The sequence below is a fragment of the Corynebacterium amycolatum genome (assembly GCF_016889425.1).
In the GTDB taxonomy this organism is placed as follows: domain Bacteria; phylum Actinomycetota; class Actinomycetes; order Mycobacteriales; family Mycobacteriaceae; genus Corynebacterium; species Corynebacterium amycolatum.
This window is the reverse complement of the sequence record NZ_CP069513.1, coordinates 1,555,116-1,575,788: the sequence shown is the minus strand read 5'-3', so window position 1 is coordinate 1,575,788 and position 20,673 is coordinate 1,555,116. Positions and strand designations below refer to the sequence as shown.

At 59.7% G+C, this 20,673-nt stretch carries 15 protein-coding genes; 5 read left to right on the top strand and 10 right to left on the bottom strand.

From position 1 onward, the window contains the following. Positions 1-3: 3 nt before the first annotated feature. The 3 genes from I6J19_RS06950 to dnaE form a co-directional block, all read right to left on the bottom strand. On the bottom strand, positions 4-3,717 hold the full coding sequence (locus I6J19_RS06950; protein ID WP_049182117.1) for a hypothetical protein: 3,714 nt from the start codon (positions 3,715-3,717) through the stop codon (positions 4-6). 106 nt (positions 3,718-3,823) lie between these two features. Then, complete coding sequence (ilvA, locus tag I6J19_RS06945) at positions 3,824-5,119, bottom strand: threonine ammonia-lyase IlvA (protein ID WP_038625758.1); 1,296 nt, start codon at positions 5,117-5,119, stop codon at positions 3,824-3,826. A 56-nt stretch (positions 5,120-5,175) separates the two neighbouring features. Further along, positions 5,176-8,733: a DNA polymerase III subunit alpha gene (gene dnaE / locus I6J19_RS06940; protein ID WP_038625760.1), complete on the bottom strand. Its 3,558-nt coding sequence runs from the start codon at positions 8,731-8,733 to the stop codon at positions 5,176-5,178. 245 nt (positions 8,734-8,978) lie between these two features. On the opposite strand from dnaE, the gene I6J19_RS06935 reads away from it, so the two are divergent. The 3 genes from I6J19_RS06935 to I6J19_RS06925 all read left to right on the top strand — a co-directional run bounded on the left by I6J19_RS06935 (position 8,979) and on the right by I6J19_RS06925 (position 11,936). Further along, positions 8,979-9,143, top strand: coding sequence for a hypothetical protein (locus tag I6J19_RS06935; protein ID WP_016422979.1), 165 nt, complete (start codon positions 8,979-8,981; stop codon positions 9,141-9,143). Between the two features lie 79 nt (positions 9,144-9,222). Next, positions 9,223-10,512: an alanine racemase gene (locus I6J19_RS06930; protein ID WP_038625762.1), complete on the top strand. Its 1,290-nt coding sequence runs from the start codon at positions 9,223-9,225 to the stop codon at positions 10,510-10,512. Then, positions 10,509-11,936, top strand: a complete 1,428-nt coding sequence (locus tag I6J19_RS06925) for a D-arabinono-1,4-lactone oxidase (protein WP_038625763.1) — start codon at positions 10,509-10,511, stop codon at positions 11,934-11,936. Before I6J19_RS06930 ends, I6J19_RS06925 begins: the two co-directional genes overlap by 4 nt. On the opposite strand, the gene rarD is transcribed toward I6J19_RS06925, so the two are convergent. The 4 genes from rarD to lspA all read right to left on the bottom strand — a co-directional run bounded on the left by rarD (position 11,933) and on the right by lspA (position 15,293). Further along, complete coding sequence (rarD, locus tag I6J19_RS06920; RefSeq protein WP_038625764.1) at positions 11,933-12,901, bottom strand: EamA family transporter RarD; 969 nt, start codon at positions 12,899-12,901, stop codon at positions 11,933-11,935. The two genes, I6J19_RS06925 and rarD, sit on opposite strands and share 4 nt — an antisense overlap. 120 nt (positions 12,902-13,021) lie before the next feature. After that, on the bottom strand, positions 13,022-13,747 hold the full coding sequence (locus I6J19_RS06915; RefSeq protein ID WP_038625766.1) for a hypothetical protein: 726 nt from the start codon (positions 13,745-13,747) through the stop codon (positions 13,022-13,024). Continuing rightward, positions 13,744-14,655 carry an RluA family pseudouridine synthase gene (locus tag I6J19_RS06910; protein WP_038629067.1) on the bottom strand — a complete coding sequence of 304 codons (912 nt, stop codon included), beginning with the start codon at positions 14,653-14,655 and terminating at the stop codon, positions 13,744-13,746. Before I6J19_RS06910 ends, I6J19_RS06915 begins: the two co-directional genes overlap by 4 nt. Before the next feature lie 68 nt (positions 14,656-14,723). Beyond that, positions 14,724-15,293 carry a signal peptidase II gene (gene lspA, locus I6J19_RS06905; RefSeq protein WP_038625775.1) on the bottom strand — a complete coding sequence of 190 codons (570 nt, stop codon included), beginning with the start codon at positions 15,291-15,293 and terminating at the stop codon, positions 14,724-14,726. A gap of 90 nt (positions 15,294-15,383) precedes the next feature. Here lspA and I6J19_RS06900 point away from each other — a divergent pair, with 90 nt between their 5' ends. After that, entirely contained in the window at positions 15,384-16,412 is a 1,029-nt protein-coding gene (locus I6J19_RS06900) for a hypothetical protein (protein WP_224786584.1), read from the top strand. A gap of 168 nt (positions 16,413-16,580) precedes the next feature. Here I6J19_RS06900 and I6J19_RS06895 read toward each other — a convergent pair whose 3' ends face one another. Beyond that, positions 16,581-17,360, bottom strand: a complete 780-nt coding sequence (locus I6J19_RS06895; RefSeq protein ID WP_038625779.1) for a WKL family lipoprotein — start codon at positions 17,358-17,360, stop codon at positions 16,581-16,583. Positions 17,361-17,451: 91 nt separating this feature from the next. Between I6J19_RS06895 and I6J19_RS06890 the strand changes: the two genes are divergently transcribed. Beyond that, on the top strand, positions 17,452-18,453 hold the full coding sequence (locus I6J19_RS06890; protein ID WP_038625781.1) for an asparaginase: 1,002 nt from the start codon (positions 17,452-17,454) through the stop codon (positions 18,451-18,453). 1 nt (position 18,454) lies between these two features. On the opposite strand, the gene I6J19_RS06885 is transcribed toward I6J19_RS06890, so the two are convergent. Continuing rightward, entirely contained in the window at positions 18,455-19,117 is a 663-nt protein-coding gene (locus I6J19_RS06885) for a sugar O-acetyltransferase (protein ID WP_081913943.1), read from the bottom strand. Positions 19,118-19,196: 79 nt separating this feature from the next. After that, entirely contained in the window at positions 19,197-20,663 is a 1,467-nt protein-coding gene (locus I6J19_RS06880; protein ID WP_038625783.1) for a DNA polymerase IV, read from the bottom strand. Positions 20,664-20,673: the final 10 nt, after the last annotated feature.

Below are 20,673 nucleotides of genomic sequence, written 5' to 3'. Positions count from 1 at the left end.
AGGCTAGTCCTCCGCGTCAGCCGTGCCTTCAGGATCCGCGTCGGCCGCAGCGTCGGCCGCAGCGTCAGCATCAGCTTCGACATCAGCACCCGTCTCGGGTGCTGGCCACGGCAGCTCGGTGACATCACCGTGGAGGACGTGAGCCACCAACGCATCGGCGATGAGAATATCGCTCATCACCAAAGTCGGAACCAGGTCCGCCAGCTGAGCCCACATCGGAATCAGCTCACGGACAGCGGCGACACTGGCATCAGAGTTCTCAGCCTGAGTACGAGCCAATACGCGAGCAGCCACTGCAATAAGTAGCGAAGTGCCTGGCACCAGAGTCCAGTGCAGCGAAGGGTCATCCGCATCGATGCCGTCGAGCTTGTGGAAGCGCACATTGACCGCCTTGCGCAGTCGCGGTGATGCCTTCGACACCGTCTTGAACAACACCCGAGAGGCGGCGGCAAGCTGGGTCATCACACCGGATTCCACAATCTCAGCACGATTGCGTACCACTTCGTAGATTGCTGTGAAGCGAGCGTCATCGTCGGTCAGCGGACCCGGGACCATGCGGTACGGATCAAAGACCTGCGACAAAATAGCACTGGCCTGTGCTTCCGGCAGCGAGGTAATCTGCACCGAGCTCTGGTCGATAGTGGCGGACTCCAGAGTGGTGTCCTGGCCGCTGGCAGCAATGTCCAGCAGTCCCTGGCCACCAGTTGTGCGCAGGTAATCCAGCTGACGAGAACGGTCCACGCTCTCATCAGTGAGATCCGCCAATGCTGCCAATGCACCGAGCCACGGCACACGGCGACGCCCCGGCACCGGCTTGGTGGCACTGAAGTCTCCCAGCACGAGTCCGGAGGCGATAAACATACCCGGCTGATCGTCGAGCGCAATGACTGAACGGTTCAACGCAGCCAGACCTGCGCGGGGTTCAGCACACAGGATTGCACCCAACCTAGGTGCGGCCAGCAGCGGATTCGCCTGCGCCATGTCGGTTGCACGACCAGCGCGCAAGGTCGCCAGCAGCGTCCACAAACGTGCGAGCTGATCCTGATTTAGCTCGCCCCACAGTTCCTGCGCGCGAGCAACGGGATCGGTGTCCTCGCCATCGAGGTCAACAGCCTCGGCATCATCGACGTGATGCAGAATGGTCGACCCGGCCGCCGGCCACTGCGGGTGGCGTTCCTTCTCCACACCGAGAGTCACCTGCGCGACAAATGGGCCAAGGCCGCGGAGCTCGTCGGGAAGCTCGCATTCAGCCTCCACGACTTCCAGAGCGACGGGTTCACGCCACGGCTGACCGGCAGCCCAGAGCCACAGAGTCATCGGCAAGTGCGAAACATCGTCCGCGACATCAACCTCGATGATGTCAGTGGCTTCATCATTGAAGGCAATCTGGCGGATGGCATTGCGGGAGGAAGCCTCCACCAGCGGTACAGACAGGCGCTTACGTCCCGTCACACGTGTCCAGTCCAAACTGATGCGCAGAGCCTTCAGCAGGGAGATACGGTCAGCGAACTTGCCGAACTCCGCGTAGCCAGTATCGCCGAATCGCTTGATGGGGACGCGGCAGATGTCGCGCTCACCGCTGGAAACTGCAACATGCGCATGGCGCAACTCACCCGGAGCATTGACGACAATCTTGCCGAAGGCATCGACACGCTTGGGACGAGTGACCAATGTAGTGGTGCGGCGGGCGACGGATTCGTCGGCAAGCGGAACCTCAAACTGCAGCGTGCCTGGCGTGACCTGCAACTGCAGCCATGCGCCCTCGTCGGTGGAAAGCTCGACGGCACCGGTGACTTCGTCCGCCCCGAGGCGCACGATAGCGGGCTCGGCATTAAGCGGCTTTTCGCCGGAGACAACGCGGATGTCAGCGGGGCTCAGACCGTCGACGGTTGGGATGCGGAAGCCGTCACCACCACCGCTGTAAGTGATCGTAAGGTCTGCCTGCTCCGCAATGGCGAAGTGCTTCTGGAAGCTGCGGCCACGCGGATTGACCAGGCGAACCACGAACTCGCCGACCCACGGATAATCGTCATCGGTAAGGATCTCAACCTCGCCACCCGCGGCGGGTACGTCAAGGTCATAGACCATGACGGAATCCGTGGTAAACGCACCATAGCCGCCAAAATCGGTGACGATGGCGCGCCAGGACTCGTCCTTACCGGACAGCGTCGGCGGGAACACAGCGACCGGACCACCGGCGTAAACCGGGGTGCCGTAGGCAGACACGGTGCCGTCGAGACGCGCGTGGGGCATGGTCATTCGCGGTTGACGCTGCGGTGACGCTGACCGAACCTCGCCCGCCGCCCCGGACCGACGAACCTGAACTGCATGAACATCGCGAAGATCGATCTCAGCGACTTGCCACAGCTTCCAGTTAAATGGGCGCGGGTCCGATAGCAATGGCACCTCAGCACCCGTGACGGGGTCAACGAGTGTGGCATCAACCGGGTAGACCACCGTAGCGGACGTCGAGTGTAGCGAGACCTTGTCTGTGACCGACTGACCGTCGGCACCGAAAATGAGAATCGGGTCCTCAGTGCTAATCGCCGGAACTCGCCAGTGCTTCTCATCGCCGATTTCCACCAGCACATCGCGCACCGGCTCATCGATGGTCACCACTGGACGCGGCAGCGAATCCTGCAGGCCCACCACCGGGGTCGTTGCTACCGTGCCGCCGAAGGTGACACGCCAGGTCCGCCCCGCCGGATCCAGCGGCGTCGGTAGCTGTACGCCAACGGTCTGCGTCAGCTCATCGAAGTACAGCTGCGGGCGTCCGGTCGTTGCCACCACGCCCACGGCTTCACGACGATTCGCAGTACCCGCCGGGCGCATACGCAGCTCTTCACGTGCAGCGGCCACCAGCATGGGCGGAAGGCCCGCATCGAGCTGACCGAGTTCTTCCCGAGCCTCCCAGTTGGCCGGATCAGCGGCGGTGGCAATGGCGTAGCCGAGGGTTGCCTTAAACAACTTGTGCGCCTGACGAGGTGCCGTCCTGGCCAACTGACGCAGCGCCAGCGGATAGACACCATCTTCGGCCTCTGCTATTTCGGTCAGCAGCCCTTCGAGCAGCGGATGTACCTTCGACAACGCCTGTACCAGGTCATTGGCCGAAGGATTGGTCAGCTCCGCTACCCCGGCAAGTTCCTCGCAGCGCTCGATAATCAGTGGCATCACCGATAGCTGCACACCCGCGTGCAGCAGAAGCACCTGTGCCGCTTGCTGCAGCTCATCCGAATCGGCCTGGTCGCTGTCGACGTCGTTAGGCAAACCGGCATTTGTCAGCATCGTCGGCACAGCGGCGGCGAGGTGCGAGATGAGCGCGCCGGTAGTGTCAGCGTCTGGATCCAGCTGCAGAGCCGCCGGCCAGTCCAGCCACATTTCGCTTGCCGACGCAACACGCGCGGCGCGCCCTACCAGCGAGGCAAGGGTGACCAGCGGGTGATTGTCAACGACGCTCTTCGCAGCATCAATATCGGCAGCGGTACCACCAGCCAGATGATGGGCCAGGAGCGTTCCCAAGAAGCGGTCGATACGCTCAACCTCGTCCATCGACAGCCCTGACCAGACAAACAATGGCTCAACTTTGGCCTGTGTGGCAGATTCCAGCAGCCCTGGAATCCGGGTGGCCAGATCCTGCTCTGCGGCAGCCAGCCACATTTCGACAATCACGGTATTTTCCACTCGGACACCCTGGTCGACACTGCTTGCCCCAGTCATTGTGGGTGGACGCTCCCTTTCGCTACAAAGCTTGCTCGAAAAGATTCATTTAATTAATGGACCTGGGAGGACTCCCTCGGAAGTTTCCCAGCTGGACCCAGCAAGTCTAGGTCAAAAAGTCATACTCTGGTGTGCCGGGCACTAGTCGGCGACACTTCAGCGGCGAGGCATCCATGCGTGCGAGCAATTCATCGAGGTCAGAGGCATGACGTAGCTCAATACCGACGAGGGCCGCACCAGTTTCGCGGTTGTTGCGCTTGAGATACTCGAACTGCGAGATGTCGTCATCCGGTCCGAGAACATCGCTGAGGAACATACGCAGCTGGCCGGGCTTCTGCGGGAAGTTCACCAGGAAGTAGTGCTTGAGGCCGCGGTAGACCAGCGAGCGCTCCATGATCTCGGCATAGCGCAGCACGTCGTTGTTGCCACCCGAGATGATGCAGACAACAACCTCGTCCGGCTCAAACTGCATCTGCTCCAGAGCTGCCACAGACAGCGCACCGGCGGGCTCCGCGATAATCCCTTCGTTCTGGTAGAGATCCAACTGGGCCTCACAGACGGCACCTTCCGGCGCAATCATCGGATGAACGCGGTTGCGGTTGGCCTCCAGGATGTGCCAGGGTAGGTCACCAAAGCGGGCCACCGCGGCGCCGTCGACGAACGGATCGGTGTGCCCCAACGTAATCGGGCCGTTGTTCTCCAGGGCTGCGCGCATGCAGGCCGCGCCCGCAGGTTCCACGCCCATGACCTGGGTGTTCGGCGACATATCCGACAGGTAAGAGGTGACACCGCTGAGCAGGCCACCGCCGCCGACCGGTACGCAGATGGTATCCAGAGTCAACCCCTGACCGGAGAGCTGCGCAATGATTTCAGCTGCGACAGTGCCTTGTCCGACGATGGTGTTGAAAGAGTCGAATGGCTCCACCATGGTGGCACCAGTGCGCTGTGCGTCGGCACGAGCAGCAGCGGCGGCCTCATCGAAGGAGTCTCCGACAACGACAATTTCAACGGCATCGCGGCCGTGGTAAGCGATACGGTCGCGCTTCTGCTTCGGCGTGGCATTGGGCACATAGATGCGCCCCTTAATACCCAGCTGACGGCAGGCATATGCCACGCCTTGAGCGTGGTTTCCTGCAGATGCCGCAACGACGCCTGCTGCCCGCTCTTCGTCGGTGACCTGAACCATGGCGTTGTAGGCACCGCGAATCTTGTACGAGCGCACGTCCTGGAGGTCTTCCCGCTTGAGGAATACCTTAGCGCCGGTGATTTCGGAAAGACGTGGGCTGAACTGCAGCGGAGTGGCCGCAATAACCGAAGAAATTCGTGCCTGCGCAATCTGAATATCGGCCGCGTGGACAAGTCGGCGTTCGGTCTGGGAAGCAGGCACAGAATTCTCACTCATGAGCTATGACTCTACTCGGTCATACAATCGGTTGCGACAATCAGGGCCGCGATGAGCTACCCCAAAATGCTGGCCCCAATCGTCGCCTTCAGATCACCAATCAAGCTGGCGTCCCGGTCGACCCGCAAGTGCTCGCCGAGAACCAAAGTGGTGTGGGAATCACCGTCGACAAGCTTGAGGTAGACGTCCGAGTCGCCGGGATTGTCCAACAGGACTGACTTCAGCTTGGCAATCATCTCCGGTGTGCACTGATCAGTGCGCATGGTCAGACGCAGCGGCGCCGACGTGGAGCCATTGCGGCCGAGATCCGGCAGCTTCAGGTCATCACAGACCACACTCATGCGGTCATCGCGGTACTGAACACGAGCACGAATAAGCACGATGGCGTCTTCAGCAATGCTGGTGGCAATCATCGCGTATGTACGAGCAAAAGCCATGACTTCCACGCGCGCGCCGTTGTGGTCCTCAATACCGATAATCGCCCAGGGCTGACCGTTCTTATTCACGCGGCGGTCAACGCTGGAGACAATGCCACCAATAGTGATTTCGGTGTTGTTAGCGACCTCCCCACCGACGACCGTGGTCAAAGCGGTATCGGTCTGTGCGGCCAGCGATTCTTCGAACCCATCGAGTGGATGACCGGAGACATAGAGGCCCAGCATTTCTCGTTCCAGGGTCAGCTCGTGCTTGCGATCCCACTTTTCATCCGGCACACGGATTTCAAAGATGCTCTCCGAACCGGTGTCCTCTTCGCCACCAAAGCCAGCAAACAGGTCGAACTGTCCCTTGTCTGCAGCCTTCTTGGTCGACAGCACCGAGTCAATGGCTTCTTCGTGAATGAGCGCAAGGCCCTTTCGTGGGTGCCCAAGCGAGTCGAAAGCGCCAGCCTTAATCAGCGACTCGGTGATGCGCTTGTTACATGGCAGCGTTTCAATCTTGTCCAGGTAGTCCGAGAAGGACGTGAACTTGCCCTTCTCCTCGCGCGTCTTCACAATCGACGCGACCACATCATGGCCAACGTTGCGGATAGCGCCGAGGCCGAAGCGAATATCTTCACCGACCGGCTCGAAATCCATACCCGACTCATTGACATCCGGCGGCAGCACCTTAATGCCAAGGTGGCGACAGTCCGACAGATAAATAGCCAGCTTGTTCTTATCATCCGCCACCGAGGTCAACAGCGCCGCCATGTACTCAGCGGTGTAGTTGGCCTTCAAGTACGCGGTCCAATAGGACACCAGGCCGTAGCCCGCCGCGTGAGACTTGTTAAACGCGTACGAGGCGAAGGGCAGAATAATATCCCACAGCTTCTGGACAGCATCCTTGGAAAAACCATTTTCCAACATGCCGCCTTCGAAGTTCACGAACTCCTTGGCCAGCACCTCGGGCTTCTTCTTACCCATGGCCTTACGGAAACCATCTGCTTGGCCCGCGGTGTAATTCGCCAGCTTTTGCGAGATTTTCATGATCTGCTCCTGGTACACGATCAGGCCGTGTGTTTCTTCCAGGATTTCCTTCAGCTGCTCATCCAGTTCCGCGTGGATGGCGTTATAAGGCTTGCGACCATTCTTAATATCCGCGTAGTCAAAGTGCGCGTTCACACCCATCGGTCCCGGACGGTACAGCGCCAGCGAAGCCACGATGTCGTCAAAGCCCGTTGGCTGCATGCGCTTGAGCAGCTCACGCATGCCGCCACCATCGAGCTGGAACACACCGAGGGTGTCGCCGCGCGACAGCAGCTCATAGACCTTCGGATCATCGGTCTGAAGGTCATCGAGCAGAACTGTCTCGCCTCGGTTGGACTTGATGTGCTCAATACAGTCACCGATAACCGTCAGGTTTCGAAGACCTAGGAAGTCCATCTTCAACAGACCGATAGCCTCACACGCCGGATAGTCCCAGCCAGTGATGATCGCGCCGTCAGCCTGTCGCTTCCACATGGGGATGTGATCCAAAAGTGGCACCGACGCCATCACCACGGCACAGGCGTGCACGCCGGTCTGCCTAACGACGCCTTCGAGACCACGAGCCGTCTCGTAAATTCGAGCCACATCCGGATCGGTTTCAATAAGCTGTCGGACCTCGGCGGCCTCGCCGTAGCGTGGGTGCTCCGGGTCGACAATACCGCTCAGCGGAATGTCCTTAGCCATAATCGCAGGTGGCAGCGCCTTAGTAATGCGGTCTGCAATCTGGTAACCCGGCTGACCGAACTGCACACGCGCCGAGTCCTTCAGAGCCTGCTTGGTCTTCACCGTACCGAAGGTGACCACCTGCGCTACCTTGTCTTCGCCCCAGCGATCGGCCGCGTAGCGAATCATTTCATCGCGGCGGCGGTCATCGAAGTCGATATCGATATCCGGCGCGGACGGACGCTCTGGGTTCAGGAATCGCTCGAAGAGAAGGCCGTGCTCAATCGGGTCGATATTGGTGATCCACGTCGCGTATGCAACCAGAGAACCGGCAGCGGAACCACGCCCCGGACCAACCTTGATTCCTACCTCACGGGCATGCCGAATCAGCTCCGCGACGATAAGGAAGTACGACGGGTAGCCCTTACCGTCAATAACCTCAATTTCGTACTCCGCGCGCCGGATGTACTCCTCCGGTACCTCGCGGCCCTCAAAGCGCTTGCGCAGCCCCTCCATCACGTTGTGGTGCAGCCATGTCGTCGGCGTTTCCCCTTCCGGAACGTCCGCCTTCGGCATGCGGTCGTGCGGGTGCTCTTCCCACAGCTCGTCGTAGTCCTCGACGCGTTCCGCGATGAGCAGCGTGTTATCGCAGGCACCCGGAACTAGATGATCCCAGGTCGCGCGCATTTCTTCGGCGGACTTAATAAAGTAGCCATCACCGTCGAACTTAAACCGGTCCGGGTCATTGAGCGTCTTGCCCGTCTGCACACAGAGCATGGCCTCGTGAGCCTTGGCCTGGTCACGGGTAACGTAGTGGCAGTCATTCGTAACCAGTGGCGGCAAGTTCAGCTTCCGGCCAATCTCCAGTAGCTCACTGCGCACACGGGTCTCAATATCCAGCCCGTGATCCATCAGTTCAAGGAAGTAGTTTTCCTTGCCGTAGATGTCCTGCCACATACCGGCAGCCTGCAGAGCCTCGTCGAACTGCCCCAGGCGCAGACGCGTCTGCACATCACCCGACGGACACCCAGTGGTTGCGATAATGCCCTCGGCGCGTTCCGCCACCAACTCCGCATCCATTCGCGGGTACTTACTAATTTGTCCCTCATACGACGCCATCGACGACAGGTAGAACAGGTTCCGCAGACCCTGCGCATTCGCTGCCAACATGGTCTGGTGCAAGTAGGAACCGCGACCCGAGACGTCATCTCGACGCTGATGCGGCTCACCCCACTGAATGCGCTTTTTGTTGAAGCGACTCTCCGGCGCCATATAGGCCTCAATGCCGATGATCGGCTTGACGCCCTTGGACTTCATCTGCCGATAGAAAGCATTTGAGCCAAACATATTGCCGTGGTCGGTGACACCGACCGCAGGCATTCCCTGTCGCGCAACCTCGTCGGCAAGCAAATCAATCTTCGCCATACCGTCGAGCATGGAATACTCGGTGTGATTGTGGAGGTGCACGAAGGAGGAGTTAGCCATGAGTCCAGATTGTAGACAATCCCCCGGATTGAACACGATTCCTTCGAACACTCAAAATGAAGCAGCCCCCTTATGTCTGCACAGTTATAGCTACAGACGTGTGCAACATCACCCCTTCCTATCCTTTAATTTCCAAAACCAGTCGACAATACTCGACATCACGGTTTTTGAGGACGTCCTCATATTTCCTCTCGTCCGTTAGCCTTTCCCGTTAATCCAAAGCCAAGAATCGAAGGAGCAACACAGTGTTCGCACCACTTTCCGATGGCCACTTCACCTACTTCCCCAAGCCCGAGCTTGACGAGGTTCTTGCCACCATCGACCGCCGCCCCGTCGCCGCCGGCTACCTCATCGATGGCGATGTCATCACCTCCAACATGGATGCAGCCCGCTACAGCTGGCTGGTCTAAAAAGCACAGGCCTGGGAAATTCTGACTTTCTTTTCAAAATCAAAGACAGTACAGGTTTCCAATGATTACGTTTTAGGGCATGAAACTTTCTCGAGCTTCTGCCCCGGAGTCCTCGGGCACATCCCGCCCGGCTCCGACATCGATGTCTCACCTGCCTGAGGCGCTGCCGCCGCAGATGCCCCAGACAGCCCGCCCGCCGCTAGCTACCGACACGCTGCTTAACTGCACTTCCTTTCCTGCAGTCGTCGTCGACCTCGCGGCGGTCGAAGCCAATGCCCGCGATATGCTCCGCCGCGCAAACGGTATGCCTATCCGCGTGGCCTCGAAATCGATTCGCATTCCACAGCTTATTTCGCACGTCCTGGCCTTCCCCGGTTTCCAGGGCGTGCTGGCATATTCGCTGGCAGAGGCGCTGTACCTATTCCGAGAAGGAATTAGCGACGACATCGTCGTCGCCTACCCAACACTTGACGCCCGCGCTATCTCAGAGCTTGCCGACGATGATGCAGCGCGCGCCGCCATCTGCGTAATGGTTGACCGTCCCGAACATCTGGAGGTGCTGGCGCCGTCGGCAAGCGAAAATGCGCCAATCCGCGTGTGCATGGACGTCGATGCGTCCTTTCGCCCTCTGCCCGGCGTGCATATCGGTACACTGCGCTCCAGCTTGTTCTCGCCGAAGCAGGCAGCGGCGTTTGCCAAGCAGATCATTGCCCGTCCGGAGCTACAGCTGGCGGGAATCATGATGTATGAGGGGCACATTGCCGGAGTGGGCGATGCCGGAAACTCCCTGCGTGCACGAGCAATTCGAATGATGCAGGCCGTCTCAAAGAAGGAGTTGGCAAAGCGCCGCGCGAAGGTTGTCGCTGCAGTCGAGAAAGTGGCGGGACCCCTGGAGTTTGTCAACGGCGGTGGTACGGGGTCGTTGGAGTCGACGTGCGCCGAAGCCGCAGTAACCGAGGCAGCGGCGGGGTCGGGATTCCTGGCACCAACACTGTTCGATAACTATCGCGCATTCAATCTGCGCCCGGCGTCCTGGTTTGTGTTGCCGGCGACGCGACGCCCTAAGAAAGGCGTGATCACGGTGTCCGGCGGTGGCCGAATTGCCTCTGGGCCGGCGGGAGATGATCGGTTGCCAACCCCCTGGTACCCCACTGGCCTGCGCTACGCGGCAGAGGAAGGCCCCGGTGAGGTGCAGACTCCGTTGCTCGGCAAGACCGCCGATGCAATTTCGCTGGGAGATCCCGTGTGGTTCCGCCACGCCAAGGCCGGCGAAATAGCCGAACACACACAAGAAGCCATTGCAGTTCGAGATGGCGCCATCATCGCCCACTGGCCCACGTACCGAGGAAAGGGATTGATCTTCACATGAGCAATTCACGCAACAACGCCCGCTTCACAGTCTCTACAGTTGAGTCCCGCGTACCACGCGTACGTCGGCGTGCGCAGGCGAAAGCTGCTGCCAAGTCTCATTGGAACAATTGGGCTCACACGCAATCGTGCACCCCGTCCTATATGCATCAGCCGCACGATGACGAGGGCGTCATCTCGGTAATTAAGGCAGCGAAGACCGAAGGAACTACGGTGCGCCCGCTGGGGGCCGGTCATTCTTTTACTTCCGTGGCCACCACCGATGGGCACCGCGTTCAACTCGACCGCTGCTCTGGTCTGGTCGAACTCGACGCCGCCAACCAGACCGCCACCCTGCGTGCCGGCACTCGTCTGCGCGATACTCCAGGTATTCTGCGCCCACTCGGTTGGGCCCTTCCCAACCAGGGCGATGTCGATCCGCAGTCGCTGGCCGGCGCTATCTCTACTGGCACGCACGGCACCGGGCTTGGGTTCACCGGCTTCGCAGGCACCGTTAAGGGATTCAAGATTGTCACCGCGGATGGCGTCGTCAGGCACTGCCATCCGGACGCTGAGGGAATCGACGGCGAGCTCTACCGCCTCGGACGGCTGGGGCTGGGTGTCTTCGGCGTGCTTACGGAGGTCACGATGTCCGTCGTACCGGCGTTTGATCTGCACGCCGACGAACACCGCGAAGAGTTTGATTCCCTGCGCAAGAGCTTCGCCGAGCGTTGCAAAGAAGCTGACCACCTGGAGTTTTTCTGGTTCCCGGGACAGCGCGAGACGCTGGTCAAGCACAATACTCGCATCGAACCGCAGCGCCACCGCCGCCCGAGCCGCAATAGCCTGAAGCAGCGCCTGGGCAGCGCGCGCACGTATCTTAACGACGAAGTCGTCAACAACATGGGACTCTTGGCGTGCTGCGAGATTGCCAAAGCCATTCCCGCTACGACCGATACCATCAACCGGATTGCCACCAACACAGTGCCCGAGCGCCGCTACTCCAACGAGGCGCACAAGGTCTTTGTCTCGCCGCGCCGCGTTCGTTTCTCCGAGATGGAGTACTCCGTCCCGCTCGAGGCCGCTTCCGATGTCCTCGGAGAAATCCGCGACGCGATTGCCCGCAAGAGGATGAAAATCTCCTTCCCCATCGAGGTGCGCTCCGCAAAAGCCGATGATGTGGCCCTGTCAACTGCGTACGGCCGCGACAGTGCCTACATCGCCATCCACCGCTACTGGAAGGAAAACTACCGAGAGTACTTCAACCTCATTGAGCCGATTTTCAAGGCCCACGAAGGTCGCCCGCACTGGGGCAAATTGCACACGCTCCGCGCGGAGGATTTTTCGCAGCGCTACCCGCTGTTCGGCGAGGTCCAGGCGTTACGCGAAAAGGTCGACCCGCAGGGAATCTTCCTCAACGAGCACCTACGCGACCTTTTCTGCTAGTTATCTCCAGGCTTTACGACGTCCCGGGTAACCGCCCCATCCGTCTGGTCGGCGGCATCGTCGGGAACCGTGGCCGGTTCAATGCCAGCCTTGCGGAGTTCCCGGCGTACCCGACGCTGACGGCGCATCTTCAGGATGAGGTCGCAGATGAACAGCGCGACGGCACCCCAGATGATGAAGAAGCCAATCCAGCGCTCCGGCTCGAGCTCCTCGCCGAGCACGGTGACTGCCAAAGTGATCTGGAGAACCGGCGTGATGTACTGCATCAGGCCCAAGGTGGCTAGTGGCAGGCGCTTGGCACCTTCGCCGAAGAGCAGCAACGGAATGGCGGTAGCAACACCGGCGCTCATCATGAGCAGCGTGTGGCCGGTTCCTTCGGAGGTAAAGGTGCTCTGCCCGTTGGAGCTCAACCAGAAGATGTAGGCCAGCGCGATCGGTGTGATTACAGCGGACTCGGCCGTCAGCGACGCTGCCGAGGAAAGCGATACCCGCTTCTTCATTAGTCCGTAAAAACCGAAACTGAACGCCAGCGCCAGCGCACCCAACGGCGGATGTCCCACACCGATAGTGAGAACAATGACCGCAATGGTTGCCAAGATGACACTGCCGAGCTGCAACCGCGAGATGCTTTCACGGAAGAAAATCATCGCCAACAAAACGCTGACCAGCGGGTTAATGAAGTAGCCGAGTGCGGCCTCCGCCACCTGCCCATTGTTGACCAGGTAGACGTACACGCCCCAGTTGACGGAGATCAACAGTGCGGCAATAAAAATAGTGCCCCACGTCTTGGCGCTCGCGGCCTTCAGCTCTGGCCATGCGCGCATGAAGCTGAGGGCAATGGCCATAAAGACAAGCGTCCAGACGAATCGATGCGCCAAAATCTCCACGGCCCCCGCCGGCTCCAGCAGCGGAAAGTAGAGCGGAAACAGCGCCCACAAAAGGTACGCACCGAATGCCTGAATCACTGTTGACTGACTCCTTTTCGTTCTCGTTGAAACTGACTGCGTACTGGCGGCGTACTGACGGCAGAGTTCTAGCCGCTTCACCCTAGTCTTTTGGATTTGGGCACTTAGTTCTGGCTTCTATTAGTTCTGGCTCAGCCCCGGCGCAAAAAGCGGATCTTTATCCGTGAAACCGGAACTCAGCACCGGTCGGATACCAAAACGGCCGCGTGCCGCATCTGATGGCAGCGCCTCGACTGCTTTAACAGCAGGCAGTTTCTTGACATTCATCAACGCCTCAGCGTCTCCATAGACCAGTAAACCGTTGAAGCCGAGCCGTTCGTCGTCAATCGCGACGTCTGCGTAGGCAGCCGCTAACTCCAGTTGATCTTGCAGCAGCTTTTCTTCACTCGCCGTTTTGCTCGGCTGCGGCAAATACCGGGTACTCACGCCACCGATGATTGCAGTCGATACTCGCAGAGAGGGCTCTTTTTCATAGACCTGTGCCGCTTCTTGCGCATCGAGCAGCCGGTCAAAAGTCACCATCGCCCAGAACTTCGGGTCCTCCACGACTGGCTGGCCGTTCTTTAGCTGGTAGTCTTCCTTCTTCATATTCTCGAGGGACTCGTCGGCACGCTCTACGTACTGCTCGGTTGCTTCCCACGGGTCTGGACCGAGCGCATCGCCGTTGATATTCTGCGGCTTGCTCACGCGATCGGATGTCGAAGCGACTGCTAAAACAATCACCAATACGACAACACAGAAACCTGAGATTAGTGCCATCACTGGCGAAATACTGCCGTCACCGGTGCTTTTCGCACGAGTTTCGGGGCGCGCTCGATTCTTGGATCCCAATGGAGTCTGCGTCATGCGCCCTGCCTCAAAACTTCCAATGCGTGGTTCAAATCATCTGGGTATGGACATTCGATTTCCATCCAGCGACCATCTGCCGGATGGTGGAAACCAAGCGAAACAGCATGAAGCCACTGGCGGTTGAGCCCAAGCCGCTGGGCCAATGCCGGATCGGAACCGTACATGGGATCGCCACAACATGGGTGATTCAGCGCAGAGAAGTGCACACGAATCTGGTGCGTGCGCCCAGTTTCTAGATTCACCTTCAACAGCGTTGCTGGGGCGAAGGCCTCAAGCGTTTCGTAGTGCGTCACAGCATTTTTGCCATCCTGACGGACGGCAAAGCGCCACCCCGCCGAAGGATGACGGCCAATCGGAGCATCAATTGTCCCCGACAGCGGATCCGGATGCCCCTGAACCAGAGCGTGATAGGTCTTCGACACCTCACGGTTTTTGAACGCCCGCTTGAGCACGGAGTAGCCCCGCTCTGAGCAGGCGACAACCATCACGCCAGAGGTGCCAACATCCAAGCGATGCACGATACCTTTTCGCTCGGGCGGACCGGAGGTAGAAATGCGGAAACCAGCAGCCGCCAGCCCGCCGATAACCGTTGGACCTTCCCAACCGACCGACGGATGCGCAGCCACGCCAACAGGCTTGTGAACAGCTACCAAATCGGAGTCGTGGTAGAGCACGTCCATGCCCTCGACGAGTTCCTCTTTGGGAACCAATGGCTTTTCCACCGGCGGTAACAACACGGAGAGGAAAGCGTTTTCTTCCAAGCGGTCAGACTTGCCAACGCTCACACCATCAACCGTGATGTCCCCAGCCGCTGCCAAATCAGCCACCGCTGTGCGCGAGAGCCCCAGCAACTTAGCCACACCGGCATCTACCCGCATTCCGGCTAAGCCCGGTGGAACGGGCATCTGCCGGGTTTCTCGGTCGGGCTGGTGCGCTCCCCCGAGTGCTGCACCGCTATTTAGTGCATTGTCGTTCACTGCTGTCCTCCCTCCGCCAACTGCTTCTGATTCTTCTGAGCAGATTTCTTCTCCGCTGCAATCTGATCAGCGAAGAGATCCGGCTCCTTGGAAAAAACCATCCAGATAACGAGGATAATAACGCCCACAGTAATCGCGGAGTCCGCGATATTAAATACGGCAAAACCCTTCACCGACAGGAAATCGACAACGTGGCCGACATAGAAACCGGGCTCCCGAAATAGCCTATCGATGAGGTTGCCCAGCGCGCCACCAGCAATAAGCCCCGCCGCAGTCGCCGATATAGGACTGCGCAGCCAATGGGAACAGCACATCACAGCCAGGATGTAAACCAGCTGCAACGTGGTAAAAACCCAGGTGGCGTTCGTGCCAAAGGAGAAGGCTGCACCGGGGTTAAAAACGAGCCGCAACTCGAAGAGATCGCCAAGCACCTGCACCGCAGGACGGCCATCGAGAGTCTTCAAAGCGATAATCTTGGTCAGCTGATCAATAATCGCAACTGACACAATAACCGCGGCGAGAATCCCCCGCCGCGGGAAATATGTCCTCGTTTCCTTCTTAGTCACTGTCCCATAATGGCCTAACAAACCCATATTCAGCCAACTGACACCGCCCGGGTGGTTCCTATCCGCCAAGAAACCGGTACGCTAACCGGTGTGACTCGACGTTTCCAATCTCAGTTTGTTCCGGCCTCCTCCGCTTTACGACGCACAGGAGACACAACCCCCTCGTGGTTCCGTCGACCTAGCCACAGCGACCGAGCTGGTCACACCAAGCGTGGCCTGCTGGCAAGGGTCGGCACCGCAGTTGTTGCCGCTACTACTGTGGTGTCACTGGCCGCGTGCTCGTCGGAAAGCTCGGTGGAAACACAACCCGTGGACGTTGCACAACCCAAGATCGAATTGACCAGTGCTGGCAGCGGTGAGCTGGCGAGTGTGCGCTGGAAGGACGACGGTGCAGAGCAGGAGTCGACCGCGGCGGTGACACAGGGCTTCGCACAGCGTGGCGGAAACGCCGATAGCGACCAGACTTTCCCAGACACCCGCCTGGAAATCCCCCTGACCAGCACTGTTACCAGTGATAACGATACTCGTGCGGTGACGTCAGAGGTGGGTAAACCCCACGGCTCCAACGATGAGCTGAATGAGGATATCGCTACCGCGCAGGGATTTATCTCTGATTCGTCAACAACGGCCACAGGTGAGGTCAAGGAACTCAAGCTGGGAGCGCCGGAGAAGGCCACCGACACCGCTCGCGCTGGTGTGGAGATGGCGCTGCAGCAGCTGCATTCCGTACCTATCGTCTTCCCCTCCGAGGACATCGGAAAGGATGCGACCTGGACGGTCGAAAGCGAGGTCGAAGGCCAGACCAAGATGACGCAGAAGGTGACCTATACCCTGCTCAGCCGTGCGGGAGACATTGTTAATTTGAAGGTCGATGTCAAGCAGGTGCCGACCGTTACGGAGTTGGACACTGGCGGCGAGGGTGCACTGAAGGTTGTCGAGGCCACGACTGACATGCTTGCCGACCGCGTCACCATCGACCTGACCAAGCCCCTTCCGGTGAAGGGCAACATCGATTTTGTTACCTCCGTGACCTACGGCGACGGCAACTCCGATGTGCGCATCACTCAGCAGACGCATCGCGGGCTGGAGTTTAAGGACGGCGACGGCTCGAGGAAGTAGCCCAGAAGATTAGCTCGTACCACCGCAAGGTTAGAAGACGAGAAAGTGTCTAGGTTTATGTCACTTTTCTGCCCAAAAATGGGCGGAACTGTCATAAACCTAGACACTTTCTTTTGTGTGGCCAGTGCACCCGACCGGACTAGGCTGTGATGCCTGGCCCGACGCCACCTAAGCCGGTGGTGGCGGAGGCGGTGCATCCTCAGCCGGAGCTGGCGGTGGCGGTGGCGGAGCCTCTTCAGCCGGTGGTTCAGGCGCGGGAGGCGGCGGTGGCGGCACTTCCTCGACCGGCGCTTCGGGCTCCGGTGCTTCGGGCTCTGCAGCCGGAGCTGGCTCCTCGACCGGTGCTGGAGCCTCTTCAACCGGGGTCTCTTCCTCTTCTGGCTCAGGCGGCGGCGGAGGAGTCTCGCCGGGCGCGAGGCAGAACCCAGGCTTGTGCTCCGGATTAAGTGTCGATGCCAGGTTGCAGGCCCATTCCTTGCTCAGCATCCAACGGCCATCCCGGTGGATAAAGTCCACCTGCTCCACGAGCATCGGATCTTCCTCCGGACGGAGGATATTGACACCGGCTACGGCCTGCTTAGTAGTAAATCCAGGCGTGACCGGGTCAATGACATCAAAGCTGATTTCCTGCTCATTGGCACTGTGGGTGACAATGTCGAAGAAATCGCCGGCAGTATCGCCGTCCTCGATGGTCAGCGCCTTTTCCTCAATAGGTAGATCGGGGTTGATGAGGCGTGCGAGGACGTCGTTAAGCTCTGCGCGCGTCGGCAGCATGATGACGGGTTCCGCCGAGCTGGATGTCTTCGATTCAGTCGTCGGCGCTGCAGTATTGCCACCACCGCAGGCAACGAGCCCAAGTGCGCTGACCGAGACCATCGCCGCTACTGTCACACCACGCGCTGTGCGCCAACGCATTCCGCTAACGCGCTGGTTGCAGGGGACTTTCATATGTGCACTACTCCAATAAAATCTGCATGAAGATTCGCTGGCTTCACACCATCCATAATCCTACACAAGGCCAAAACATCGCCTGGGTAAGATGGTGGACATGTCGACTCAGGATCACTCGCCATCTAGCTCGGCCTCTGCTAGCTCGGCCTCGTCTAGCACAGCCTCCCCTCGCCGAATCGTTGTCATCACCACCGGCGGCACCATCGCCTGCACCACGGATCGCAGCGGTGCACTAACCCCGACCATCTCGGGTGCGGAGCTCGTCGCAGCGGTCGCGCAGCGTTACCCCGAGGGCATGTTAGAGCTGGAAGTTCGTGAGCTCGGCATGTTGGACTCGTCGAGTCTCACACTCAACGATGTCGATCGTATTCTCGCCACTATTCACGAAGTGCTTGACGACGACTCCGTGGACGGTGTCGTCGTAACTCATGGCACGGACACGATGGAAGAAACGGCGATGGCTGCCGATGTTTTCCATGCTGACTCGCGTCCAGTTGTCTTTACTGGGGCACAGCTTCCCTATGATCACCCGGAAACCGACGGACCGGGGAACCTCTTTGAGGCCGTGACCATTGCCTCCGATGCCTCTGCACAGGGAATTGGCGTTCTCATTGTCTTTGGCCACGCGGTCTTGCCGGTGCGAGGTGCGACAAAGTGGCACACGACCGATCCTTTGGCTTTTGCCACTAATGCCCCGGAGGAGCCGGTTCGTCCAGATCCGCTACCGCTGACCGCCTTGGCGGGCTCGAAGGTAGAGATTATCCCCGCCTACTTAGGTGCAGATGGATCACAGCTGGATTCGGCCGTCGCCGCCGGTGCCCGCGGCATTGTCGTAGAAGGCCTGGGGTCGGGCAATGTCTCCGATGCGTTTGCCGCCGCCATTGACCGGACCATTGCCGCTGATGTGACCGTCGTGATGGCGACGCGCGTCCCGCGTGGCGATGTCCACGCCGCCTACGGTGGTGCCGGTGGCGGTGCGACGCTGGCTCGGCACGGTGTGATTAGCGCTGGTTGCGTGCATGCACCGCAGGCGCGCATCATTCTCGCTGCCGCGCTGGCTGCGAATGTGCATCCGCAGACGCTGTTCTAGTTCACGCCTCGATGATGCGGATGATTTTCGCCGGATTTCCAGCCACGACTACGCCCGCGGGAACGTCCTTTGTCACCACGGCGCCCGCGGCGACCACGGAGTTGTCGCCGACGTGTACACCGCCCAGGATGATGGCTCCACCACCGATCCAGGCATTGCGCCCTATGATGATTTCATCTCCAGACTCTAGATAAGCGGCGCGGGCCTCAGCTCCCAGTGGGTGTACTGGTGGAAGCAGCTGCACATTGGGCCCGAGCTGCGCGTAGTCGCAGATTGTCACCTTCACCACGTCGAGTGCGGTGAGCCCAAAGTTAATGAAAACGTTGTCACCGATATGGATGTTATCGCCGTAGTCCAGGTAGACCGGCGGGCGAACGGTGCTGCTCTCTCCGAAAGACCCCAGTGCCGGTGCTAGCACTTGCTGTGCTGCCTGCTGGTCTTCGCGGAATGCGACTTCAAATTCCGCGGCCACCTGGCCAATTCGCGCGTTCAGAGCCTGCGATTCCGGATGATTGGCGATATACCACTGACCGTTCAGCATGCGCTGGCGGTTATCCAGACCGTCGTCGGGAAGTGTGGTCGTCGGATTCGGGTCTCGATCGGTGTTGCGCAACGAGGCGCGGCGAGCTGCCTCGAGCTCTGCAATACGGGATTCGGTAGTCATAGTGGCCCAGTTTACGGTCAGCGCATAAACAGAGCGCCGCGAACGGCACCGAGGATAACGGCCATGTCAGGCAGCCGCATCAAGCATCCGCATCGGGACCGAGATCGTCTTCACTTTCACGCTCAGGCTGCGGCAAGTCAAGAGCTGCTGCTTCGTCGGAAGCCAGCCACTCTGGCCAGTCCAAACTGCACACCGCTGAGCACGGACGCAGCTCCGGGTCGTCCTCCTTCAGCGTGATCATGCGGCCGGGGCCACTGGTGCGGCTTTCAAAGCGGACAGTCACAATCCCATGCCCCGAACCCTGTACCCAACCATGGCCATGCTCGCTGTGGTGCACATCCGAGGTAGGTGCCCACTTGGAGTCGGAAAGCCGAACGGTCGGCAACGCACCGGTTCCAGATAGCTCTACCAGGCCGGCGGGAGCGTCGGAAAGCGCAGGTGCTGGTACTCGATCTTCGACGGTGATAGCGCGGTCGAGCTCAGGAAACAGGACTTCTTGTATGTGCGAATCCAGCCCGGAGAAACCGACGCCCACCAGTCGCACTGGGCCAACCTCCGCGGGTGTGAACGCGATTCGGTGAGCGACAGCCATGAGGGTGTCGAAGTCCTGTGTGGCGTAGGCGAGCGTCTCAGATCGGGTATGGATGCTCAAGTCGGACAGACGCACCTTGCAAGTGATGGTGCGGGCACCACGGCCATCTTTTTTGAGCCGTCGAAAAGCGGACTCGCCTGCGCGATCGATGGCGGCGTGGAGCTGGGCCTGCGACCCCAAATCCTCGGGATAGGTGTACTCGGCCGATACAGACTTGGCGACATCGCGTTCCTTAACCGGCCGGTCATCTGTCCCCTGCGCCAGCTGCCACAGCATCACACCAGTTTTGGATGTCAGCGAAACCTCGACATCGCGCTGAGACATCGCGGCAAAATCACCAATCGTGTCCACGCCCAGAGTGTGCAGTTTTGCAGCGGTGACAGGGCCAATGCCCCAGAGCTTCTCTACCGGCAATGGGTGTAGTAGCTCGTGATTGCGTGCGGGGTCCAGCACGTACACGCCATCGGGTTTCGCCAGGCCGGAAGCAATTTTCGCGAACTGCTTGCCCGCGCCCGCGCCTATCGACGAGGCCAAGCCGGTCTCCCGCCGAATATCTGCCCGCAGTTGCTCCGCCCAGGCAATTACCTTCTCTATCGAGGCACCTTGCAGCTCCTCGGGCTCCATAAAGGCCTCATCGACGCTGAGCTGCTCCACCACGGGCACGCGCTCGCGAATTACAGAAAACACTCGGCGCGACACAGGCCCGTAGATACCCTTGCGTCCGCTGACCGTCACTGCGTTCGGTGGCATGAGCCGACGCGCGCGAGCCATCGGCATAGCCGAGTGCGCACCGTACGCGCGAGCCTCATAGGAGGCACCGGCGACCACACCTCGACCGCCCAATCCGCCGACGAGAACCGGTCGCCCGCGCAGAGTCGGGCGGGTGAGCTGCTCGACGGACGCGAAGAACGCGTCCATGTCGATGTGCAGAACCCACCGCCCGGAAGTCGGCATTGAGATTACT

Bases quoted from the DNA above. Each gene is read 5' to 3' on its own strand.
- I6J19_RS06950 (WP_049182117.1), bottom strand. From the start codon at position 3,717: ATGACTGGGGCAAGCAGTGTCGACCAGGGTGTCCGAGTGGAAAATACC.
- I6J19_RS06925 (WP_038625763.1), top strand. From the start codon at position 10,509: ATGAGCAATTCACGCAACAACGCCCGCTTCACAGTCTCTACAGTTGAG.
- I6J19_RS06915 (WP_038625766.1), bottom strand. From the start codon at position 13,747: ATGACGCAGACTCCATTGGGATCCAAGAATCGAGCGCGCCCCGAAACT.
- dnaE (WP_038625760.1), bottom strand. From the start codon at position 8,733: ATGGCTAACTCCTCCTTCGTGCACCTCCACAATCACACCGAGTATTCC.
- I6J19_RS06880 (WP_038625783.1), bottom strand. From the start codon at position 20,663: ATGCCGACTTCCGGGCGGTGGGTTCTGCACATCGACATGGACGCGTTC.
- ilvA (WP_038625758.1), bottom strand. From the start codon at position 5,119: ATGAGTGAGAATTCTGTGCCTGCTTCCCAGACCGAACGCCGACTTGTC.
- I6J19_RS06890 (WP_038625781.1), top strand. From the start codon at position 17,452: ATGGTGGACATGTCGACTCAGGATCACTCGCCATCTAGCTCGGCCTCT.
- I6J19_RS06910 (WP_038629067.1), bottom strand. From the start codon at position 14,655: ATGCCCGTTCCACCGGGCTTAGCCGGAATGCGGGTAGATGCCGGTGTG.
- I6J19_RS06930 (WP_038625762.1), top strand. From the start codon at position 9,223: ATGAAACTTTCTCGAGCTTCTGCCCCGGAGTCCTCGGGCACATCCCGC.
- I6J19_RS06895 (WP_038625779.1), bottom strand. From the start codon at position 17,360: ATGAAAGTCCCCTGCAACCAGCGCGTTAGCGGAATGCGTTGGCGCACA.
- I6J19_RS06885 (WP_081913943.1), bottom strand. From the start codon at position 19,117: ATGACTACCGAATCCCGTATTGCAGAGCTCGAGGCAGCTCGCCGCGCC.